Origin of the sequence: Oribacterium sp. P9 (assembly GCF_046365365.1) — a bacterium.
Taxonomy (GTDB): Bacteria; Bacillota; Clostridia; order Lachnospirales; family Lachnospiraceae; genus Oribacterium.
Window position 1 is genome coordinate 415703 of record NZ_JBKEIS010000001.1, and the last position, 21684, is coordinate 437386.

Sequence of the window (21684 nt, forward strand, 5' to 3'; positions counted from 1 at the left end):
CAGGCCCCGATCCGTCTGTACGGCGAGTCATCGCCGGTATAGTATGAAACGAAAAGCGAGGAGACGTTATGAAGAGAGAGCATTTGGAAGATTATGTACTGACCATTCCGGATTTCCCACAGAAGGGCATCATGTTCCGTGATATCACATCCCTGGTACAGGATCCGGACGGCCTGCAGGATGCGGTGGATGGTCTCATCAGGGCCCTGGAGGGCGTGGATTTCGATGTGGTGCTGGGCCTGGAGTCCAGAGGCTTCATCTTCGGAACCGCGATCGCGTATGCGATGCATAAGGGCTTCGTGCCGGTGCGTAAGAAGGGCAAGCTTCCGCGAGAGACCGTTTCTGCGAAGTATGATCTCGAGTATGGTCAGGCAGAGATCGAGATCCATAAGGATGCGATCAAGCCGGGCGAGAAGGTCGTGATCGTCGATGATCTGATCGCAACCGGTGGTACACTCGCTGCTGCCTGCAAGCTGGTGGAGCAGCTCCAGGGTGAAGTGGCACAGATCGCTGTCGTGATGGAGCTTGCGGGACTGAACGGTCGTGATCAGCTTCGGAAGTATCCGCTGACCTCCCTGATCACCTACGAGGGTAAGTGATGGGACAGGAGCTTACGAAGTCGGACGTCGAGAAGATCCAGGCCGAGATCGACCATCGGAAGCTGGTGCTCCGTCCGCAGATCACGAAGGAAATCGCGGAGGCAACCGCGCAGGGGGACCGCTCGGAAAACTTCGAGTATTATGCTGCGAAGAAGGCCAATCGTGAAAACAACGGTCGTATCAATTATCTGGAGCGGGTTCTTCGCTTCGCACGGATCATCGATGATTCGTCGAAGGACGACGAGGTCGGGCTCAATAATACCGTGACCCTGTACTTCGAGGAGGATGATGAGGAGGAGACCTATCGCATCGTCACCTCGATTCGTGGAAACAGTATTCACGGACTCATCTCGAACGAATCCCCGATCGGACGTGCCATCATGGGACATAAGGTCGGCGACCGCTGTACCGTCCGGATGGAGAACGGCATCAGCTATGATGTCATCATCCGAAACATCGAAAACACCGGAGAATCGGCGGATGATCAGATCAAGGCATACTAAGCCGTGTCAGATCGAAGCAGGCGGACGAAAAGAAAATCAGAACAGGCAAAGAGGCTGTTGCAGAGAATCCTGAGCGGCGGAATCTGATGTACATCAGAACCGCTGCCGGCGGATTCCTGCAGCAGCCTCTTTTAGATGGGTGGGTACGTGCCCCACGGATCGTTTACATTGACCGACGATGCGTTGCCGGGATTGTCCGTGAAAAAGAAATCGATCAGATGACCTTTTTTACGGCGTCGAGAAGGGCATCCTTGATGTCGGAATGCTCGTAGAGATAATTGATCAGCTCCTTCCGTCGGATCATACCGATGAAGTGGTCCGAATCATCGACGACCGGAACGAAGTTCTGCCGGGAAGCGCGCTTCATGATATCTTCCATGCTGGCGTTGACCTTCACCGGCTCATAGTGATTCTTCATCGGGATGTCGGCCACCCGGATCTTTTCCGTGTCCTTCAGCTCCATGTGGAGATCGTTTTTGATTTCCCAGAGCAGGTCACCCTCGGTCATGGTGCCATAGTATTTGCCGTCCTTCGTCAGGATCGGGATGGTAGAGTAGCGGTGGAACTCCATTTTTTCGAGCGCCTGCCGCAGTGTATAATCTTCCTCGAGATATGCAACATCACATTTCGGAGTCAGGAAGAAAAGAATATTCATGAAAAGTCCTCCATTTGTTTTCGATTCTATATCTATTTTAACCGAAAGGTATGTACAAGCTATGACGGAATCGTTAAAAATTCATAAAGATTGTATGGATATTTGTACAAGGCGCGGCGGCGCGTGATGCAGAAGTACATGCGAAGCCGGGCATACGACGCGCGAACAGCGCCTGGATATGCCGAAAATCGATACATCTTTTGACATTATTCCATACTGATAGTAAAATTTAAATTTGACTATATGTTTATAAAGAGAAGTGTGCGCAGCGCATCTGTCTGCGCGGAACAGCACTTCATGATGAGGATAGCGCTATGATGACAGAGGAAGAAGTAGTACTGGAGAGACCTGCGGATAACACACCACCGGAGGAATTATATAAGGAACTGATCAGGGCCATCCGGGCATATCATCCATCCGATGATCTCACGATGATCGAGAAGGCCTATCAGGTAGCGAAGGAACAGCATAAGGATCAGAAGCGGAAATCGGGTGAACCATACATCATTCACCCTCTTTGTGTTGCGATCATTCTCGCCGATCTCCAGATGGATAAGGAAACCATCGCCGCGGGACTTCTGCACGACGTCGTCGAGGATACCGGCATGACGCTCGATGAAATCACGAAGGAGTTTAATCCGGATGTGGCGCTGCTCGTCGATGGCGTCACGAAGCTGACACAGCTCAATCTCAATACCGATAAGGTCGAGATGCAGGCGGAGAATCTCCGAAAGATGTTCGTTTCGATGGCGAAGGATATCCGTGTCATCATCATCAAGCTCGCCGACCGTCTCCATAACCTCCGGACCCTGGAGTACCAGACGCCGGCGAAGCAGAAGGAGAAGGCACGTGAGTCCCTCGAGATTTACTCACCGCTCGCGGAGCGTCTCGGTATCAGTAAGATCAAGATCGAGATGGATGATCTGTCGCTGAAGTACCTCGAGCCGGATATCTACTATGATCTCGCGGCGAAGGTCAACCTGAAGAAGGAAGCCAGAGAAGCCCGGATCAGAAACATTGTCTCTGAGGTCTCGAAGCATATCAAGGAGTCGGGCATCGATGCCGAGATCAGCGGCCGTGTGAAGCACTTCTTCTCCATCTACCGTAAGATGGTGAACCAGAATAAGACCATCGACCAGATCTATGATCTGTTTGCGATCCGTATCATCGTGGAAACGGTGCGGGACTGCTATGCGGCGCTCGGCGTAATCCATAAGATGTACACTCCGATTCCGGGCCGCTTCAAGGACTACATCGCGATGCCGAAGCCGAACATGTACCAGTCGCTGCATACGACGGTCATCGGCTCCGACGGTGTACCGTTCGAGATCCAGATCCGTACCTTCGAGATGCACCGTACGGCAGAGTTCGGTATCGCAGCGCACTGGAAGTATAAGGAGTCCGGCGGATCGAAGGAAAAGGCCAGCGAGCAGGAAGATGTGAAGATGAACTGGCTGCATGAGATCCTCGAGTGGCAGAAGGACGAGTCCGACTCGAAGGAATTCATGAACATGGTCAAGTCCGACCTGAACCTCTTTAACGAGAACGTCTTCTGCTTCACACCGACGGGCGATGTCAAGAACCTGCCGGCCGGCTCCTGCCCGATCGACTTTGCGTATGCGATCCACTCAGCGGTCGGCAACAAGATGGTCGGTGCGAAGGTCAACGACAAGCTGGTGCCGGTCACCTATCAGCTGAAGAACGGCGACCGTGTCGACATCATCACCTCGCAGAACTCGAGAGGTCCGAGCCGTGACTGGCTGAAGATATGCAAATCGACGCAGGCGAAGAACAAGATCAACCAGTGGTTCAAGCGTGAGCAGAAGGACGAGAATATCGAGCGCGGTAAGGACCTCCTCACGAACTATGCGAAGTCGAAGGGCTACACGCTCAGCGAGCTGACGAAGCCGGAGTATGTCGAGAGCGTCATCCGCCGTTACAGCTACACCGACTGGGAGTCCATGCTGGCGTCCGTCGGCCGTGGCGGGCTCAAGGAGTCCCAGGTCATCGCGAAGCTCATCGAGCTAAAGCATAAGTCGGATGAGGCCAATGTCTCGGACGAGGATATCCTGCACAACATCGAGGGCATGACGAAGAAGCCGGAGGTCATCCGGAAGTCGAAGTCCGGTATCGTGGTGAAGGGCATTCATGATCTCGCCGTGCGCTACGCGAAGTGCTGCTCGCCGGTGCCGGGCGATGAAATCGTCGGATTCGTCACCCGTGGCCGTGGCATCACGATCCACCGCACGGACTGCATCAATATGATGAACCTGCCGGAGGACGAGAAGGCCCGCCTCATCGAGGCCGAGTGGCAGTCCGATAACGCACAGGAAACCTACGCAACCGAGCTCGAGATCTTTACGACAAACCGTGTCGGCCTCCTCGTCGACGTCTCGAAGGTACTGACCGATGCGAACATCGACATCAAGTCCCTGACCTCCCGTGTCGGCAAAAACGAAAAGGCGACGATCACCGTCTCCTTCGACATCCATAACAAAGAAGAACTCAGCTCACTGGTTTCGAAGCTTCGTAAAATCAGCGGCGTGATTGATATAGAAAGAGCACAAGGTTAATCACGGTTGTGCGCTGAAAGTGCACAACCGTGATGCCCTAGTGGCGAACGTATTCAAAGCCTTGCCAGCGGCAAGGCTACTTTGTAAATCCCGGAGGGATCATGTTAAAAGTATCAAAATATGTAACCGGCGTGGTGCAGACGAATGTCTACTTCTGCTACGATGATGAAACGCGTGCCTGCGTCATCATCGATCCGGCAGCGAACGCACCGCATATCATCAGAATCATCGAGGAGGAGCTCCATCTGAAGCCGGAGGCGATCCTCCTCACCCACGGCCACTTCGACCATATCATGGCGGCGAAGGATGTGGCGCAGCATTTCGGCATAAAGATCTTCGCCTGTGCAGATGAGGCGGAGACCCTTGCAGATCCGAAGCGGAACCTGAGCGGAAACTTCGGCGTCGAGGTCACCCTGCAGCCGGGGGAATATGAGACCTTCCGGGACGGCGATACCCTGCACCACCTCGGTCGGGAGTGGAAGGTGCTGGAAACCCCGGGCCACACGCCGGGCTCCTGCTGCTTCTATATCGCAGACGGACTGTCCTTCCAGCCGGAGGGCGCGACGGAGCCGAAGATCTATCCGGTGCTGTTTTCCGGTGACACGCTCTTTAAGGAGTCCTTCGGACGCACCGACTTCACGGGCGGATCGCAGGAAGCCATCGTGAAGAGCATCGTAGAGAAGCTGCTGGTGCTCCCGGCGGATACCAGTGTATTCCCGGGCCATGAGGCACAGAGCTCGATCGGAAACGAGCAGAAGTACAACCCGGCGGTATTCTTAGGCAGGGTGAATCTTTAAATTGAGAAGGGCAGGCGCTGACATCACCGCACCTGTCCTTTTACGCGTACAGGATGAAGAGGTAGAAACATTGATCCGATTAGTTTTAGACAGTATCGCAGCAGGCTATGAGCAGGACATCCGGGAGCTGGTGCAGGCCTTCTATCCGGGGGAGGAGTTCGAGATCCGGACCCCGGAGGGCGTACATTTTTCGAACACCACCCAGGAGGAGAAAAACGCGCTGAAGCAGGCGCAGGCCACCGGTGAGGTAACCGCCGTCAATAAAAAGTCCACGAAGAACCGTGCCCGTATGGCCTCCGAGGTCACCCCGGAGGGGATGGAGGAGGACAGCATCCGCCTGAGCTTCACCGTAGAGGCCGCCGCGCTTCCGCTGACCGGTGTTCGAAAGGAGGATAAGTCCGTCATTAAGGCCGAGCTCTACGATACCCTGGTCGGCATGACCGGAAAGGAGCTCCCATGGGGTGACCTCACCGGTATCCGTCCGGTGTCCCTCGTGAGCCCGCTGCTGGAGGCACTGCCAGGGCATACGTTCCCGGAGGAGGCGCTCCGGAAGATCCGTGCCGATCTCCGGCGAGAGTACTGCATCCGCGGAGAGAAGCTCGATCTCATGGTCGACATCGCGGTCCGGGAGCAGCGCATCCTCGATCGCATCCGCGAGACCACCGGCCGGAACTATAAAGAGGGCTGGAGCCTCTATATCGGCATCCCGTTCTGTCCGACCCGCTGCCTCTACTGCTCCTTCCTCAGCAACACGATCGACGCCTGGGAGAAGCGCCTCGGCGACTATATGGAGAACCTCCGGAAGGAGCTCCGCTTCACCGTGCAGCATATGTGCGGCGAGCTTCATCGACCGCTGCAGACCATCTACATCGGCGGCGGCACGCCGACGGCCCTCGACGAGCACTGGCTGCAGGTTCTGATGGATCTTGTCCACGAGATCTGTGGGGAGGCCAATGTCTCCATCCTGCGTGCAAACGCAGCGCCTGTTGCAGACGAAGCGCAGCGTGACAATGGCACGGCGGAAGCATTGGCGAAGCCGGCAGCGGCGGACATGGACGAGGCACCGTGGATGCATACCGTGACGGGGATGCCGGGCATCGTCGAGTTCACGGTCGAAGCAGGACGACCGGACTCCATCACGCGGGAGAAGCTGGAAATTCTGAAGGCGGCCGGTGTCGACCGGATCTCGGTGAACCCGCAGACCTTCTGCCAGAAGACCCTCGACCTGATCGGTCGAAAGCACAGCGTGGAGGAGGTCATCGAGAAGTATGCGCTCGCACGCTCGCTCGGCTTCGAAAACATCAACATGGACATCATCCTGGGCCTGCCGGGCGAGAAGCTCCCGGAGGTGACGCATACGCTCTCGGAGATCGGACGGCTCCGGCCGGACAGCCTGACCGTACACAGCCTCGCCATCAAGCGGGCGGCGCGGCTGACCCTCGAGCGCGATTTCTGGGCCGGTGTGTACCGTGCGGGTGACGAGCACGAGATCCTCGCGGAGACGCAGCAGCAGGAGAACGCTGCTGTGGCCGACTTCCGCTATCCGGAGATCACGCGCATGATGCTCGCCTCGGAGTATACCGCAGAGCTCCTCGGGATGAAGCCGTACTATCTCTACCGGCAGAAGAACATGGCCGGCAATCTCGAGAACGTCGGGTACTGCGAGGAGGGCAAGGAATGCCTCTATAACATCCTCATGATGGAGGAGAAGCATACCGTCGTCGGCTGTGGCGCCGGCACGAGCACGAAGGTCGTCCTGCCGTCCCGTGATGGGGATCTCTACCATAAACGGGTGGAGCGCTGCGATAACGGCAAGTCGATTCCGGACTATCTCGACCATATCGACAAGTTTATCGAGCGAAAGAAGAGCTTATTCGCCCTTTTTAAGGATTGACGGATATAATAGGAAAGCATATAATGCATGCATGTATCGCGTTGCGATGCATATGAAAATTTAACAGGTTGACAATAGAGGCGCGTTGATTATCAGTAGCTGCATGGAGACCGCATAGTCCATGAGATGCAGTGAAAGGATGAGACGCCGAAACCGGAGTGTGATGCACACGCACCGAGTTGGGCTGCCGTTTAAGAGACGGCAGACTCTCACAGAAATGTGTTGGAGCTATTGTTTCATAGAATGCATATTTATGAGGCAGTGGTTCGTATGAAATCACTGCCTTTTTCTTAAGAATTTCGTAAGGGGGTCTGACCCCCTTACAAAATTCTTAAGACCAGAGCCCGGCGGGGCCGAAACTGTTCTGCGAAACGGCTATTGTCTACCCAGGATTCTCCCGGGAGGGAGCAGAGGGGCACGCGCCCCGGTAAGGAGATTTTATGCAGTTTAAAGACAGAGAGCATCGAAGCAACCGCTTCGCATCGCTGACCGCCATCGCTGTCGTCCTCGTGTTTATCGTGGTCGCCGGCTTCATCACCACCGCTGATACGGTGCAGCAGACCGCCTGGGCGCTCGTGCCGCCGGTCATCGCCATCGCACTCGCGCTCATCACGAAGGAGGTATACAGCTCCCTTTTCTTCGGTATCCTGACCGGTGCGCTCCTGTTTTCCGGTTATCACTTCGAGGGCACCATCAACCACATCTTCGTCGATGGTATCATCTCGGTTCTGTCCGACAGCTATAATGTCGGCATCCTCTGCTTCCTCGTCATCCTCGGTGCGATGGTACAGCTCATGAACCGCAGTGGTGGCTCTGCCGCGTTCGGTGACTGGGCATCGAAGCACATAAGGACGAGGGCCGGCGCACAGCTCGCCACGATCGCCCTTGGCTGCCTCATCTTCATCGACGACTACTTCAACTGTCTGACGGTCGGCTCCGTCATGCGTCCGGTGACCGATAAGCATAAGATCAGTCGTGCGAAGCTGGCGTACCTCATCGACTCCACCGCGGCACCGATCTGCATCATCGCCCCGATTTCCTCCTGGGCGGCGGCCGTGTCCGGCTTCGTCGAGGGAGAGAACGGCATGAGCCTCTTCCTGCAGACCATCCCGTATAACTTCTACGCACTGCTCACCATCGCGATGATGATCCTGATGGTGGCCCTGAAGGTGGATTTCGGCCCGATGCACCAGCATGAGGTCAATGCGATCGAGCACCACGATCTCTATACCACGCCGGAGCGTCCGTTCGAGAATGCGGCCGACGAGGCGAGACGAGAGGGCGGACACCTCATCGACATGCTGGTTCCGATTTTCTCGCTCGTGATCTGCTGTGTCATCGGTATGATCTACACCGGCGGCTTCTTCAGTGGTGTCAGCTTCATCGATTCCTTCGCCGGCTCGGATGCCTCCGTCGGTCTCGTCTTCGGTTCCTTCTGCGCACTGGTCATCACCCTTGCGTTCTATCTGATCCGTAACGTACTCAGCTTCAACGAGTGCATGGACTGCCTGCCGGAGGGCTTCAAGCAGATGGTTCCGGCCATCCTGATCCTCACGCTCGCATGGTCTCTGAAGGCCATGACCGACAGCCTCGGTGCAAAGGAGTTCGTCGCCGGTGTCGTACAGGGCTCTGCGAAAAACTTCCTGCAGTTCCTTCCGGTTATCATCTTCATGATCGCCATCGGATTAAGCTTCGCAACCGGTACCTCATGGGGCACCTTCGGTATCCTGATCCCGATCGTCGTAGCCTGCTTCCAGGGCATCGACCACAACATGATGATCCTTTCCATGTCGGCCTGCATGGCCGGTGCGGTCTGTGGTGACCACTGCTCACCGATCTCCGATACCACCATCATGTCGAGTGCCGGCGCACAGTGCCTGCACATCAACCATGTATCGACGCAGATCCCGTATGCGCTGACCGCGGCACTTTCCTCGGCGATCGCTTATATCGTGGCTGGTTTCACGAAGCATGCGGTCTCCGGACTGATTTCCGGCTTCGTCGTATTGCTTCTCGCGATGCTTGCGTTCCGTCACGCCACCGGTAAGGAATCAGAATAAACAGCGCACTGAATGATCAAAGCGGCTCTCATAGGAGGGCCGCTTTTTCTATGGCAGGATGATATCACTACGCCAGGCTCCCGGAGGGGCGGCAACCGAAACACAGTACTGCGAGCTCGGAAGACTCTAAGCCGGGACCCTAAGCGGCACTAGGCCCTCTGCAATCACTGAGTTTTCTTGATGAAAACTCAGCATTGCAGAGGGTTCCAAGCAGAGGGTTCCAAGGAGAGATAGCACCAAGTGCCGCTAAGGGGCCACGGCTTGATTCTTCACGACCTCTCCGTATGGTTTCTGTTGCCGGCCCTCCGGGGCTCTGGCTGATCGGTGTAGTTTGAAATTTACGATTTGTCCGCGTGTTGCGGACAAATGTGCGCGTAGAATAACTTCGATTAATCGGTGCTATAAAAGAAATTTATCATTCATATAAAGCTCTTCACAACTGAAAAAAATACGATACAATATAAATAGAAGGAATGAGAACCATTCCCACAGGATGTTTCACAGGATTTTTTCATGACAGCAGCTGTCTGCTGTACGTGGTCATGAGAGCATGGTCGAGAGGAGATGTTTTTATGAACGATACGTCAAGAATCAATGGATTTATGGATTTCGTTTCGGAGCTCCTGGTTACATTCGAGGCAGGAGCCATCGTGGTTGCATGTGTCACACTGCTTCTCAGCGGACTGCTGATGAGTGCAGGTCTTCCGGCAGCAGCGCAGTGCTTACAGTATTTCTTCGTAGCCATGGTCGGCATCGTGGCATGCGGTATCGTGGTACATTATGTAGATGCCTGAAGGCGTCTGGATCGATTCCTGCATGATGATAGTTGATATTTTCTTAAATTGATAACCCCTATAGATGATTGCTCCGTGTATCTGTTGCAGAAGACAGATGCGCGGAGCAGTTTTCTTTTGCGTGGTCTCGCTGTGAAGGCTGCCTTTTCGGGCTTGGTGAACGAGGCTTGTGATTTCAGCAAAAGCACGAAATTACGCACGGTAAACCGGTTAATAATTTAACGCTCGACATCTGGAAACGGGTAGTGCATAATGACAGCAGATTCATGATTTCTACAGAGAATGGCAGGAGGAAGAAACGATGGACGTACCATTTAAGATTGATCTCAGCGGACAGGTGGCCGTGGTGACCGGCGGCACCGGTGTCATCGGCGGCATGTATGCACGCGCACTGGCAGCGTGTGGCGCGAAGGTGGCCGTGCTCGGCAGAAGCAGGGAGAACGGAGAAAAGGTCGTGGCGGAAATCGCGGCGGATGGTGGCGAGGCCATGGCGGTGTCTGCGAATGTACTCGACCGGGAAAGTCTGATCTCCGCCCGCGAAGAAATCCTCGCCCACTACGGTCACCTCAACATCCTCGTGAACTGTGCCGGTGGCGCCGTGAAGTCCGCGCAGGTTCCGCAGGATTACTTCTGCGAGGCCGCCGAGGGAGAGGATACCTTCTTCTCCATCGATCTCGAGAATGTGCATCGTGAGCTCGACCTCAACATCTACGGCACCATGCTGCCGACCCAGGTCTTCGGTGAGGTACTGAAGGGCCAGGAGAATGCGAACATCGTGAACATCTCCTCGATGTCCGCGTATCATCCGCTGACCCGCATCCCAGGCTACTCCGCAGGAAAAGCCGGTGTCGCCAGCTTCACTGAGTGGTGTGCGATCTACTTCGCAAAGAGCGGCATCCGTGTGAACGCCGTCGCACCAGGCTTCTTCCATACGACACAGAACCACGCCCTTCAGTATAACGAAGACGGCACTCCAAAGCCACGCACACAGCACATCGTTGACAGCACCCCGATGGGCAGCTTCGGCAGAATCGAAGACCTCGTCGGCGGATTCCTCTACCTCGTCGACCCACGCGGCTCCCGCTTCGTCACCGGCACCATCCTCCCGATCGACGGCGGCTTCCACATCTACCAGGGCGTCTGAAAAACAGAACATGATGTCTGCTGCTTTTCCGCAGAAAACTCCGGAGGGCCGGTAACAACACCATTGGTGTTTCGTTACCGGCCCTTCGGAGTTTTTTACATAAAATTTACAGAAGGGTGAGGGACGACTTTACAAAAGTCCTCTAGTATGTAGGCGTAGTCAAGAAAACCAAATATAAGTAAAAAGAAAAAAGGAATCGACGGGGATTACAGAACATACAGAAGCCGATGAAATGGCTGCCCAGACGATTCGCAACTTTCAGGAGGATGAAAAATTATGAAGAAGTCAAACAAGCTTGCACTTGCCGCTGTGATGGTGATGTCGATGATGACCGCATGTGGCGCGAGCACCACAGAGACCGCTGCACCAGCTGCAGACACAACTGCAGCGGCAGTCGCAGATACCACAGCCGCAGATACCGAGGCCGCAGCAAGCGAGGCACAGACCGAGGCAGCCGGCGCTTCCATGGAGGGTGCCATCGATGTCATCTCCCGTGAGGATGGTTCCGGTACCAGAGGCGCATTCATCGAGCTTTTCGGTGTAGAGCAGAAGGATGCTTCCGGTGAAAAGGTCGATTACACCACCGATGACGCAGAGATCACCAACTCCACCGAGGTTATGATCACCTCCGTCGCAGGTGATAAGCAGGCCATCGGTTACATCTCCCTCGGATCTCTTAACGATTCCGTAAAGGCACTGAAGATCGACGGCGCAGCCGCAACCGTAGATGACATCAAGGATGGCACCTACAAGATCGCACGTCCGTTCAACATCGTCACCACCGGTGAGGTTTCCGATGTGGCACAGGATTTCATCAACTTCATCTTCTCCGAGGAAGGCCAGAAGGTCGTTGAGGACAACGGTTATATCTCCCAGGGCAACCAGGGCGCGTATACAGCATCTGGTAAGAGCGGTAAGGTCACCGTCGCAGGCTCCAGCTCTGTTACACCGGTGATGGAGAAGCTGGCAGAGGCATACAAGGCACTCAACAGTGATGTAACCGTAGAGGTTCAGCAGTCGGATTCCACCACTGGTGTTACATCTTCCATCGAGGGCGTATGTGATATCGGTATGGCTTCCCGCGATCTGAAGGATGAGGAGACCGCCAAGGGTGCACAGGGTCAGGTCATCGCGATGGATGGTATCGCCGTTGTGGTAAATAACGACAACCCGGTCGATGATCTTACTTCCGAGCAGGTAAAGGACATCTATGTAGGTGACACCACCGACTGGTCCGACCTGGCATAATTCCATCCTGTGAAAGATGAAACGTTGAGACTTCACTTAGATAAGGAAATCGTATGGAAAACGAACTTACATTACATCATGTAGTCCACGAAGTTCATGAAACAGCTGCAGAGAGCCCGGTAACGGGCTCCTCTGTGTGTATGAACATCGCAAACGATCAGGTACTGGGAAATACGCCGGTATCGCAGGGCCTTGCAGGAAGAGCGGATGCACAGCAGGCGGAAAAAACGAGTGCGCGTGTGACCGGTGACAACCCGCTTCGTGGCAGCGGCGCCGCAGCGGTTCGCGAGAGCATCGCAAAATATGTGTTCATGCTGCTCGCAAGTATGAGTATCTTTCTCGTCATCCTGATCTGTTATTTTCTCTTCTCCAATGGTATTCCGGCGATTCTGAAGATCGGTGTGAAGCAGTTTCTGACCGGCACGGTCTGGAAGCCGAAGAACGAAATCTTCGGTATCCTGCCGATGATCGTGGGTTCGGTTTATGTCACCCTCGGTTCCATCCTCGTCGGTGTGCCGATCGGCATCCTGACGGCGGTTTATCTTTCGAAGTTCTGCTCGAAGAGAGTTTATAAAATCATCAATCCGGCCGTCGAGCTGCTTGCCGGTATCCCATCCGTCGTCTATGGTTTCTTCGGCCTCGTCGTGATCGTTCCGGTCATCGCCGTACTGACCCGGCCGTTCGGCGGCAAGGGCAAGTCGATTCTGACGGCGTCCATCCTGCTCGGCATCATGATCCTGCCGACCATCATCAGCTGTGCGAAGGCAGCCATCGATGCGGTGCCGGAGAGCTACTATGAGGGAAGTCTCGCACTGGGCGCGACCCATGAGCGCTCCATCTTCCATGTGATGGTTCCGGCCGCCCGCTCCGGTATCTTCGCCGGTATCGTCCTCGGTGTCGGTCGTGCCATCGGTGAGACCATGGCCGTCATCATGATCGCCGGCAACCAGCCGCGTATGCCGAAGGGCATCTTTCAGGGAACACGTACCATGACCGCCAACATCGTCCTCGAGATGGGCTATGCCGTCGGCCTTCACCGCGAAGCCCTGATCGCGACGGGCGTCGTCCTGTTTATCTTCCTGCTGTGCATCAACCTGATCTTTAGCTTCATCAAGCACAAGTCGGAATCCAAGTACTAAGAGGGTAGGACATGAACCAGAAAACTGAAAGCATTTTATTGCGTGCGGTGACGCTGCTGGCTGCCGCGCTGACCGTCGGAACCCTGCTGTTCCTCATCATCTACATCCTGATCCGCGGCATCCCGTATCTGAAGCCGAGTCTTTTCGCCTGGGAATACAATACGGACAATGTTTCGCTGATGCCGGCGATGATCAACACCATCGTGATGACGGTGCTGTCGCTTCTGATCGCGATCCCGATGGGTGTCGGTTCGGCCATCTACCTTGTCGAGTATGCGAAGCGCGGATCGAAGTTCGTCGAGCTGGTTCGGCTCACGACCGAGACCCTGTCCGGTATTCCGTCCATCATTTACGGACTGTTCGGATACCTCCTGTTCGTCATCCAGCTGCACTTCGGCTACTCCATCCTGGGTGGTGCACTCACGATCTCCATCATGATCCTGCCGCTCATCATGCGTCAGACCGAGGAGTCGCTGAAGGCGGTGCCGGATCTTTTCAGAGAGGGCTCGCTGGGCCTCGGTGCCGGCAAGCTTCGTACGATCTTTTCCATCGTGCTTCCATCTGCTGTACCAGGCATCCTCGCGGGGATCATCCTCGCCATCGGACGTATCGTCGGTGAGACAGCGGCGCTGATCTATACCGCAGGTACGGTCGCCGGCATCCCGAACTCCATCATGGGCTCCGGACGAACCCTCGCGATCCACATGTATGTACTCACGAACGAAGGCCTCTATACAAACCAGTCCTATGCAACCGCCGTGGTACTGCTTCTTGTGGTGACGATGATCAATGCACTCTCATCGATGCTGGCGAAGAAACTCGCATCGAAGGCGTAAGGAGAAGGAATAACGAAGATTATGGATAAGTTTGAAATCAAAGATGTGAATTTACACTATGGCGCATTTCATGCGCTTCATGACATCAACTTAAGCATCGCGCCGAATGAGATCACGGCCTTCATCGGACCGTCCGGCTGTGGCAAGTCCACACTCCTCAAGTCACTGAACCGCATGAACGACCTGGTCGAGGGCTGCCGTGTCGACGGTCAGATCCTTCTCGATGGTCAGGACATCTATCAGAAGGATGTCGATGTCAATACACTTCGTAAGCGCGTCGGCATGGTGTTCCAGAAGCCGAATCCGTTCCCGATGTCGATTTATGACAATGTTGCCTACGGTCCACGTACACACGGTATCCGCAACAAGAAGGAGCTCGATGAGATCGTCGAGACCTCACTTCGTGAGACGGCCATATGGGATGAGCTGAAGGATCGTCTCGGAAAGTCCGCACTCGGCCTGTCCGGTGGACAGCAGCAGCGTCTCTGCATCGCCCGTGCACTCGCGGTCAAGCCGGATGTTCTCCTCATGGATGAGCCGACCTCCGCACTGGACCCGATTTCCACCTCGAAGATCGAGGACCTCACTCTGCAGCTGAAGAAGGATTTCACGATCGTCATCGTCACCCACAACATGCAGCAGGCGACCCGTATCTCCGACAAGACCGCGTTCTTCCTTCTCGGAGAGCTGGTCGAGGCAGACAAGACCGAGAAGCTGTTCTCGATGCCGAAGGACAAGCGGACAGAGGATTATATCACGGGACGTTTCGGTTAATCAGAGGAAAACGATGATGAAAAGCTATGATTTATTTGATCTCTTCGCTGCATGGTTTACATGGACGGCGAAGCCGCGTCGCTTTCTGACAGGAAAGCTGCAGGAGGCCGGCTTCGTGCTGGAGCACAGTCTCCGGGAGAAAAAGAAGGAAAAGGCAGAGGTGTACCGCATGCGCGATGTACGCCGCACACAGAATATCGTACAGAATGGTGAGATGTAAGGAGGAACAGGATGCGTAGCAGGTTGGATCGACAGCTGGATGAGATGAAGCAGAACCTGATTGAGATGGGCTCCTGCTGTGAAAACTGTATCGGACAGGTGGCCCTGACCCTGCAGGATATCGCAGCGGCAGAGAATGCAGAGCTCAGCGAGAAGAGCCGTCAGATGATCAATAAAATTTATGAGTCGGATGCGGAAATCGATAAGCTCGAGCGACTGATCGAGTCGGAGTGTCTCCGCCTCTTACTGGAGCAGCAGCCGGTAGCGAGGGACCTTCGCTACATCAGCTCGGCACTGAAGATGATTTCAGATCTCGAGCGGATCGGTGATCAGTGCTCGGATATCGCCGATATCGCAGAGTATCTCTATGGTAAGGATCAGGATGGTATGGAGTCGACGATTCGAATCCAGGATATGGCCAGCGCGACGATGCGCATGGTGACGAGGGCCGTCGAGTCCTTCATCCAGAAGGACCTCGCGCTTGCGAAGAGTGTGCAGGAATCGGATGATGTTGTGGATAACATGTTTGACGAGATCAAGAAGGAAATCGTCGAACTGATCGCGAGGTATCCGGATCGTGGCGAGATGATGCTGGATCTCCTGATGGTGGCGAAGTATTTCGAGCGGATCGGCGATCATGCGACGAATGTAGCGGAGTGGGTGGAGTTTTCCATCACCGGTGAGCGCCCGGTGATGACGAAGTATACCTTTGATCAGAAGACCATGGAAGAAAAGAAGCTGGCCCGAGATGAACGCGTTTTCAAGCGCGTACAGTAAAGCAACGGCCTGCCTGAGGGAACGGTTACGTCTGGACGAGAATTTAAACAGAAAATTCCTATTCTGTCGTAGTCAGGTATTCCAGAGTTTTTTATAATAGGGAAAAGCGAAACGCATCGGCTTCCGCCGACATCCCTGGTCAGTGCTGGATGCAGCGGTGTTCAGGATGCATACAGTACAGGAGATAAGAGATGACGAGAATTGCAGTTGTAGAAGACGATGAGAGTATTCAGAAGCTGATAACCTATGCGCTGACCGCCAATGGCTACGAGGCGCGCGGCTTCAGTGATGGCCAGACCTTCCTTGATGATGCCGAGAAGTTCGAGCCTGCACTGGTGCTGCTGGATGTCATGATGCCGGGGATCGATGGTATCCAGGTCCTGCGCTGTCTCCGGAGAAGCGCGAAGTTCGCGGAGATTCCGGTGATGATGCTGACCGCAAAGTCGGCCGAGGCGGATAAGGTCTCCACCCTCGACCTCGGTGCCGATGATTATATGACGAAGCCGTTCGGCGTCATGGAGATGCTGAGCCGTGTCAAGGCTCTGCTCCGGCGCGCGAAGATGGGTGGCGTACAGGAGGCGACGGAGCAGGTCATACGACCTGCGCTCCGCTTTCACGAGATCACCCTCGATGAGGCGAAGCACCGGGTAAGCGTGCAGGAAGGCGGCGAGGAGATTCATCCGGAGCTCACGCTGAAGGAGTTCGAGCTGCTCGACTATATGATGCATAATCAGGAGCTCGTGCTGACCCGTGATCAGATCATGGGTCAGGTATGGAATTATGATTATGAGGGCGAGAGCCGTACGATCGACATGCATGTGAAGACCCTTCGACAGAAGCTGGGGGAAGCCGGGCAGTACATCAAAACCGTCCGTGGCGTCGGCTATCGTCTGAGCGCAGACTGATGACTAAAGAGGATATACATTGAAACAGCGTATTTACAGAAGCCTATGTATCACAGCCCTGCTTGCACTGATTCTCAGTACGCTCGCAAGCCAGGTGCTGTATTTTCGGTTTTACGATAAGCAGACCGATGAGAATCTGATGCTGCAGACCGATGCGCTCTGTGCCGGCATCAATGAAATCGCAGAAGAGGGAAGCGAGAAGGTAGAGGATTTTCTGAATGAGTATCTGAAGGATATCCATCGCTCGAAGAATGCAGAGCTGCGTATCACCCTGGTGGATGCGGGCAGTGGGCAGGTCCTGTATGACTCGAAGGGAAACACCGAAACCATGGACTCGCATCTCGACCGGACGGAAATCGAGAAAGCCATGACGAAGGGCTCGGGGCATGCCGTGCGTCTCTCGAAGACCCTCGGACGAAATGCCCACTATGCAGCGATGCTCACCGCCGGCGGACGATATGTCATCCGCCTCGGCCTGGAAACCTCGAACATCATCGGGATCTTCCTCCGCATCCTGCCGGCGATTCTCAGCATCATGGTGCTGCTTTTTCTGCTCGCGACGCAGATGGCGAACCGGCTGACACATCAGATCGTGGCACCGCTTGATCATATGGCAGAGCAGATTCAGAAGATGGATACCCCGACGGTGGACCTGACGGATGAAGATGTTTATGAGGAGCTACGACCATTTGTGAATTCAGTGAAACAGTCACAGCAGGTAAGAGAAGAATTTTCGGCCAATGTCTCGCACGAGCTCAAGACACCGCTCACGAGTATTTCCGGCTTCGCCGAGCTGATGAAGGATGGCATGGTGACCGATGCGGCGCATGTGCAGGAGTTCTCGACGACCATCTATGATGAGTCCCAGCGTCTGCTGGCGCTGATCGATGACATCATGCATCTCAGCCGACTGGAAGCCGGCGTCGAGATGGAGCAGGAGCCGGTGAATCTCTATCTCCTTTCGGAGACAATCATCCATCGTCTCCGCGATAAAGCGATGAAGCATCAGGTTTCGGTCGATCTGTCGGGCGGCAGTGCGGAAATCACCGGTGTTCGTACGAACATCGAGGAGATGATCTATAATCTCATCGATAATTCGATCAAGTACAACCATCCGGATGGGCATGTCTACGTCATCTGTGAAGGCAGGTCCATCACGGTACAGGATGACGGCATCGGCATCCCGGAGGAGGATCTGAACCGCGTCTGGGAGCGCTTCTTCCGGGTGGACAAGTCCCACAGCCGCGCCATCGGCGGCACCGGCCTCGGCCTCTCGATCGTGAAGCACGTCGCCGAGCTCCACCACGCAAAGGTGGACATCAGCTCGCAGCTGAACCGCGGCACGAAGATCACCATCACCTTCCCGAAGTAACATACCGTGCGGGCGGGCAGCATCGCTGCCTGTCCGCACTGCTTTTATGTGACAGATCAGAAGGAATGGGAACCATGCCACGTGTTCACTTGATTTTGCGGTTCTTTCCGCGTATACTTGCGGGTATGCGGCTGAGTGGACCTTCGTGGCTATGCGCGCAGGTGCCGGATGTAGACATTGGCAGACTCAGTCCTCGGAAAGGACCAGCAGAGGGCCCGTTCAGAAGAAGGAGACCAGTATGGGATTTGAATTTAGATCGAAGCTTCCGACCAGCGCAGAAATCCGTGAGCAGATTCCGCTTCCGGAGAACCTTGCGAAGATCAAGGCAGAGCGCGATGAGGAAATCAAGGCAATTTTCAGAGGGGACTCACATAAGTTCCTCTTAATTATAGGACCGTGTTCGGCGGATCATCCGGATCCAGTACTCGAGTACTGCAATCGTCTGAAGGAGATTGCGGACGAGGTGCAGGATAAGATCATGATCGTGCCACGTATTTATACGAACAAGCCACGTACGACGGGTGAGGGCTATAAGGGCATGCTGCATCAGCCGGATCCGGAGAAGGGGGCGGATGTGCTCGCCGGTATCGGAGCGATCCGCCGTCTGCACATGGAGGTGCTTCGTCAGACCGGCTTCAGTACCGCGGATGAGATGCTGTATCCGGATAATCTGCGCTATCTCAGTGATATCATGAGCTATGTGGCCGTCGGTGCGCGTTCGGTGGAGAACCAGCAGCACCGCCTGGTGGCGTCCGGTATCGATGTACCGACGGGTATGAAGAACCCGACGTCCGGCGACCTCGGCGTCATGCTGAACTCGATCTATGCGGGACAACATGCCCATGATTTCATCTTCCGCGAGTGGGAGGTAAAGTCGGACGGAAACCCGTATACCCATGCGATTCTCCGCGGTTCCCAGTCGAAGCACGGCCAGATCGTTCCGAACTATCACTACGAGGATCTGAAGCTTCTGTACGATCTCTATATGAAGAAGGATCTCGTGTATCCGGCCGTCGTGGTGGATACGAACCACTGCAATTCGGCGAAAAAGTACAAGGAGCAGCTGCGGATCTCTCAGGAAATCATGCACTCCAGAAAGTATTCTCCGGAGCTCGCTGGTTTCGTCAAGGGACTTATGGTAGAATCCTATATCGAAGAGGGAAACTGCAAGCCGGAGGATCATATCTTCGGAAAGTCCATCACCGATGCCTGCATCGGCTGGGATGATACGAAGCGTCTGATCTCGACGGTCTATGATTATGTATCTGTAACGGATTTTAATCATTAAAGAAGAGCGTTCCCCTGAAGGGCAGGATCCTGTAGGGGATGAAGCCTGAAGTTTATAAAGATGTGATTTATAAGGAGCAAGTAAAATGGGTGTTTATGAGGAGCTGGTAGCCAGAGGACTGATTGCGCAGGTTACCGATGAGAAGGAGATTCGTGATCTGGTCAATAACGGGAAGGCGACCTTCTATATCGGCTTTGACCCGACGGCAGATTCTCTGCATGTAGGTCACTTTATGGCACTGACCCTGATGAAGCGTCTGCAGGAGGCCGGCAATAAGCCGATCGCCCTGGTCGGCGGTGGTACCGGTATGATCGGTGACCCGTCCGGTCGTTCCGATATGCGTAAGATGATGACCATCGAGCAGATCGATCATAACTGTGAGTGCTTCAAGAAGCAGATGAGCCGTTTCATCGAGTTCGGACCGGGCAAGGCCCAGATGGTCAATAACGCCGACTGGCTGCGTAATCTGAACTTCCTGGATTTCATGCGTGAGATCGGACCGTGCTTTTCGGTCAATGATATGCTGCGTGCACGCTGCTACACCAATCGTATGGAGCAGGGCCTGACCTTCCTGGAGTTTTCCTACATGCTGATGCAGGGCTATGACTTCTACCGTCTGTATAAGGACTACGGCTGCAATATGGAGTTCGGTGGCGATGATCAGTGGTCCAACATGCTGGCCGGTACCGAGCTGATCCGTAAGAAGGAGGGCAAGGATGCCTATGCGCTGACCATCACCCTGCTGACCAACAAGGAAGGCAAGAAGATGGGAAAGACCGCAGGTGGTGCGGTATGGCTCGACGCAAATAAGACGACACCATACGAGTTCTACCAGTACTGGAGAAACGTCGATGACGCCGATGTCATCAAGTGTCTGAAGCTGCTCACCTTCATCCCGATCGAGGAGATCGAGGAGATGGCGAAGTGGGAGGGCGCAGACCTCAATAAGGCAAAGGAGAGACTCGCATACTCCCTCACCGATCTCGTCCATGGTAAGGAAGAGGCGGAGAAGGCAGAGGCAGCCGCAAAGGCGATCTTCGTCGGCGGTGGCGACAGTGAGCATATGCCGAAGTACACCCTGAAGGCAGAGGATTACCGCGATGGCAGCATCGATATCTGCGGTATGCTCTTCGTTTCCGGCCTGTCGAAGTCGAGATCCGAGGCTCGTCAGAATGTGCAGCAAGGCGGTGTGCAGGTCGCTGGGGAAAAAATCACCGATGTGAAGAAGAGCTTCACCGCGGAGGATTTCAAGGACGGCGTCGTCGTTCAGCGTGGTAAGAAGAACTTCGTAAAGATCTTCAGCTAAGCGCGGGGCCGCCGGTCTGTGTTCATCACAGGCGCCGGGGCGTTCCTTACAATAAACTTACAAAAACGGGAAGTGTCTTGAACACTTCCCGTTTTTTCTTTATAATGCAAGAAACAGATATTAAAAAGTGAATTTTCAAATTTGATTTTTCATTTTTTTGAGTAGAGGAGCCCTGAGTAATCATGGTTTTTAAGAGAGGTATACGTGTGCTGATGCTGACGGCCATGCTTTCCTGCATGATGGTGGTGACGGCACTCGCGGCGAATCGTACGATCGCCAACAAGCTGGAGAGTCCGGTAAAGCTGGTCGTCGACAGCGACTATATCACAGGTAAGGTCAATGATCCGGTTTCGCGTCAGACGAAAACGGCTTTTATCGTGCGCGATAACGCGGCTTTCCATCTGGAGTCCACATCGATGGAGAGCACGGATGTGATTTTCTATATCAATTCCTTCGTCGAGGGACAGGATATGGGCATCCATAATCGTGTCCAGAAGAAGCTGGCGAAGATCGGCGAGGATCTGACGATGCTCCCGGAGGACGTCTATGAGAGCTGCACCGCGGATGGTACGGGCTATGATTTCCTGAACCGCTGCTATGATATCCGCGTCTATCTGGATCATGACGGAAAGCTCTACGAGGATTACTACTTCGGCCTCGTGGATGACCAGACCTATGAGCAGATGAAGGCGGAGTATGAGCGTGTACAGGAGGAGCTGAAGGCGCTGAAGATTTCGGCGTAGCTGCATCCGTAAAATGGGTATATGAAATACGAATGGAGGCGGAGCACCGAAAGGGCTC

At 54.6% G+C, this 21684-nt stretch carries 20 protein-coding genes and 1 riboswitch; of the genes, 19 read left to right on the top strand and 1 reads right to left on the bottom strand.

What is annotated here, in order from left to right; translation table 11 throughout:
- Positions 1–68 precede the first annotated feature (68 nt).
- Positions 69–599: an adenine phosphoribosyltransferase gene (locus ACK8P7_RS01725; RefSeq protein WP_410042494.1), complete on the top strand. Its 531-nt coding sequence runs from the start codon at positions 69–71 to the stop codon at positions 597–599.
- Positions 599–1102, top strand: coding sequence for a transcription elongation factor GreA (gene greA, locus ACK8P7_RS01730; RefSeq protein ID WP_410042495.1), 504 nt, complete (start codon positions 599–601; stop codon positions 1100–1102). Before ACK8P7_RS01725 ends, greA begins: the two co-directional genes overlap by 1 nt.
- A 214-nt stretch (positions 1103–1316) precedes the next feature.
- Here greA and ACK8P7_RS01735 read toward each other — a convergent pair whose 3' ends face one another.
- Positions 1317–1757, bottom strand: a complete 441-nt coding sequence (locus tag ACK8P7_RS01735; protein ID WP_410042496.1) for a CBS domain-containing protein — start codon at positions 1755–1757, stop codon at positions 1317–1319.
- A 314-nt stretch (positions 1758–2071) separates the two neighbouring features.
- Here ACK8P7_RS01735 and ACK8P7_RS01740 point away from each other — a divergent pair, with 314 nt between their 5' ends.
- The 17 genes from ACK8P7_RS01740 (at position 2072) to ACK8P7_RS01820 (ending at position 21626) form a co-directional block, all read left to right on the top strand.
- Entirely contained in the window at positions 2072–4330 is a 2259-nt protein-coding gene (locus ACK8P7_RS01740; RefSeq protein WP_410042497.1) for a RelA/SpoT family protein, read from the top strand.
- Positions 4331–4431: 101 nt separating this feature from the next.
- Positions 4432–5127: an MBL fold metallo-hydrolase gene (locus ACK8P7_RS01745; RefSeq protein WP_410042498.1), complete on the top strand. Its 696-nt coding sequence runs from the start codon at positions 4432–4434 to the stop codon at positions 5125–5127.
- A gap of 70 nt (positions 5128–5197) precedes the next feature.
- Positions 5198–7021 (top strand): coproporphyrinogen III oxidase family protein, encoded by a 1824-nt coding sequence (locus tag ACK8P7_RS01750; RefSeq protein ID WP_410042499.1) that lies wholly within the window; start codon positions 5198–5200, stop codon positions 7019–7021.
- Between the two features lie 67 nt (positions 7022–7088).
- Positions 7089–7260: riboswitch (Lysine riboswitch) on the top strand.
- Between the two features lie 201 nt (positions 7261–7461).
- A complete protein-coding gene (locus tag ACK8P7_RS01755; RefSeq protein ID WP_410042500.1) occupies positions 7462–9081 on the top strand; it encodes a Na+/H+ antiporter NhaC family protein in 1620 nt (539 codons plus the stop codon).
- A 572-nt stretch (positions 9082–9653) separates the two neighbouring features.
- Positions 9654–9875, top strand: a complete 222-nt coding sequence (locus tag ACK8P7_RS01760; protein WP_410042501.1) for a hypothetical protein — start codon at positions 9654–9656, stop codon at positions 9873–9875.
- A gap of 301 nt (positions 9876–10176) precedes the next feature.
- Positions 10177–11019 (top strand): SDR family NAD(P)-dependent oxidoreductase, encoded by an 843-nt coding sequence (locus ACK8P7_RS01765; protein WP_410042502.1) that lies wholly within the window; start codon positions 10177–10179, stop codon positions 11017–11019.
- 276 nt (positions 11020–11295) lie between these two features.
- Positions 11296–12267 (top strand): substrate-binding domain-containing protein, encoded by a 972-nt coding sequence (locus ACK8P7_RS01770; protein WP_410042503.1) that lies wholly within the window; start codon positions 11296–11298, stop codon positions 12265–12267.
- A 239-nt stretch (positions 12268–12506) separates the two neighbouring features.
- Positions 12507–13406 (top strand): phosphate ABC transporter permease subunit PstC, encoded by a 900-nt coding sequence (pstC, locus tag ACK8P7_RS01775; RefSeq protein WP_410042602.1) that lies wholly within the window; start codon positions 12507–12509, stop codon positions 13404–13406.
- 11 nt (positions 13407–13417) lie between these two features.
- Entirely contained in the window at positions 13418–14242 is an 825-nt protein-coding gene (pstA, locus tag ACK8P7_RS01780) for a phosphate ABC transporter permease PstA (RefSeq protein WP_410042504.1), read from the top strand.
- A 21-nt stretch (positions 14243–14263) separates the two neighbouring features.
- Entirely contained in the window at positions 14264–15016 is a 753-nt protein-coding gene (gene pstB / locus ACK8P7_RS01785; RefSeq protein ID WP_410042505.1) for a phosphate ABC transporter ATP-binding protein PstB, read from the top strand.
- 13 nt (positions 15017–15029) lie between these two features.
- Positions 15030–15236, top strand: a complete 207-nt coding sequence (locus tag ACK8P7_RS01790) for a hypothetical protein (RefSeq protein ID WP_410042506.1) — start codon at positions 15030–15032, stop codon at positions 15234–15236.
- An 11-nt stretch (positions 15237–15247) separates the two neighbouring features.
- Positions 15248–16012, top strand: coding sequence for a phosphate signaling complex protein PhoU (phoU, locus tag ACK8P7_RS01795; RefSeq protein WP_410042507.1), 765 nt, complete (start codon positions 15248–15250; stop codon positions 16010–16012).
- 191 nt (positions 16013–16203) lie between these two features.
- Positions 16204–16917 carry a response regulator transcription factor gene (locus ACK8P7_RS01800; protein ID WP_410042508.1) on the top strand — a complete coding sequence of 238 codons (714 nt, stop codon included), beginning with the start codon at positions 16204–16206 and terminating at the stop codon, positions 16915–16917.
- A 19-nt stretch (positions 16918–16936) separates the two neighbouring features.
- The gene (locus ACK8P7_RS01805; RefSeq protein ID WP_410042509.1) at positions 16937–18289 is read left to right on the top strand and encodes a sensor histidine kinase; all 1353 of its coding nucleotides are present in this window, start codon (positions 16937–16939) and stop codon (positions 18287–18289) included.
- 238 nt (positions 18290–18527) lie between these two features.
- Entirely contained in the window at positions 18528–19577 is a 1050-nt protein-coding gene (locus ACK8P7_RS01810; RefSeq protein ID WP_410042510.1) for a 3-deoxy-7-phosphoheptulonate synthase, read from the top strand.
- Between the two features lie 85 nt (positions 19578–19662).
- Positions 19663–20883: a tyrosine--tRNA ligase gene (gene tyrS, locus ACK8P7_RS01815; RefSeq protein ID WP_410042511.1), complete on the top strand. Its 1221-nt coding sequence runs from the start codon at positions 19663–19665 to the stop codon at positions 20881–20883.
- Between the two features lie 182 nt (positions 20884–21065).
- Positions 21066–21626, top strand: a complete 561-nt coding sequence (locus ACK8P7_RS01820) for a hypothetical protein (RefSeq protein ID WP_410042512.1) — start codon at positions 21066–21068, stop codon at positions 21624–21626.
- Positions 21627–21684: the final 58 nt, after the last annotated feature.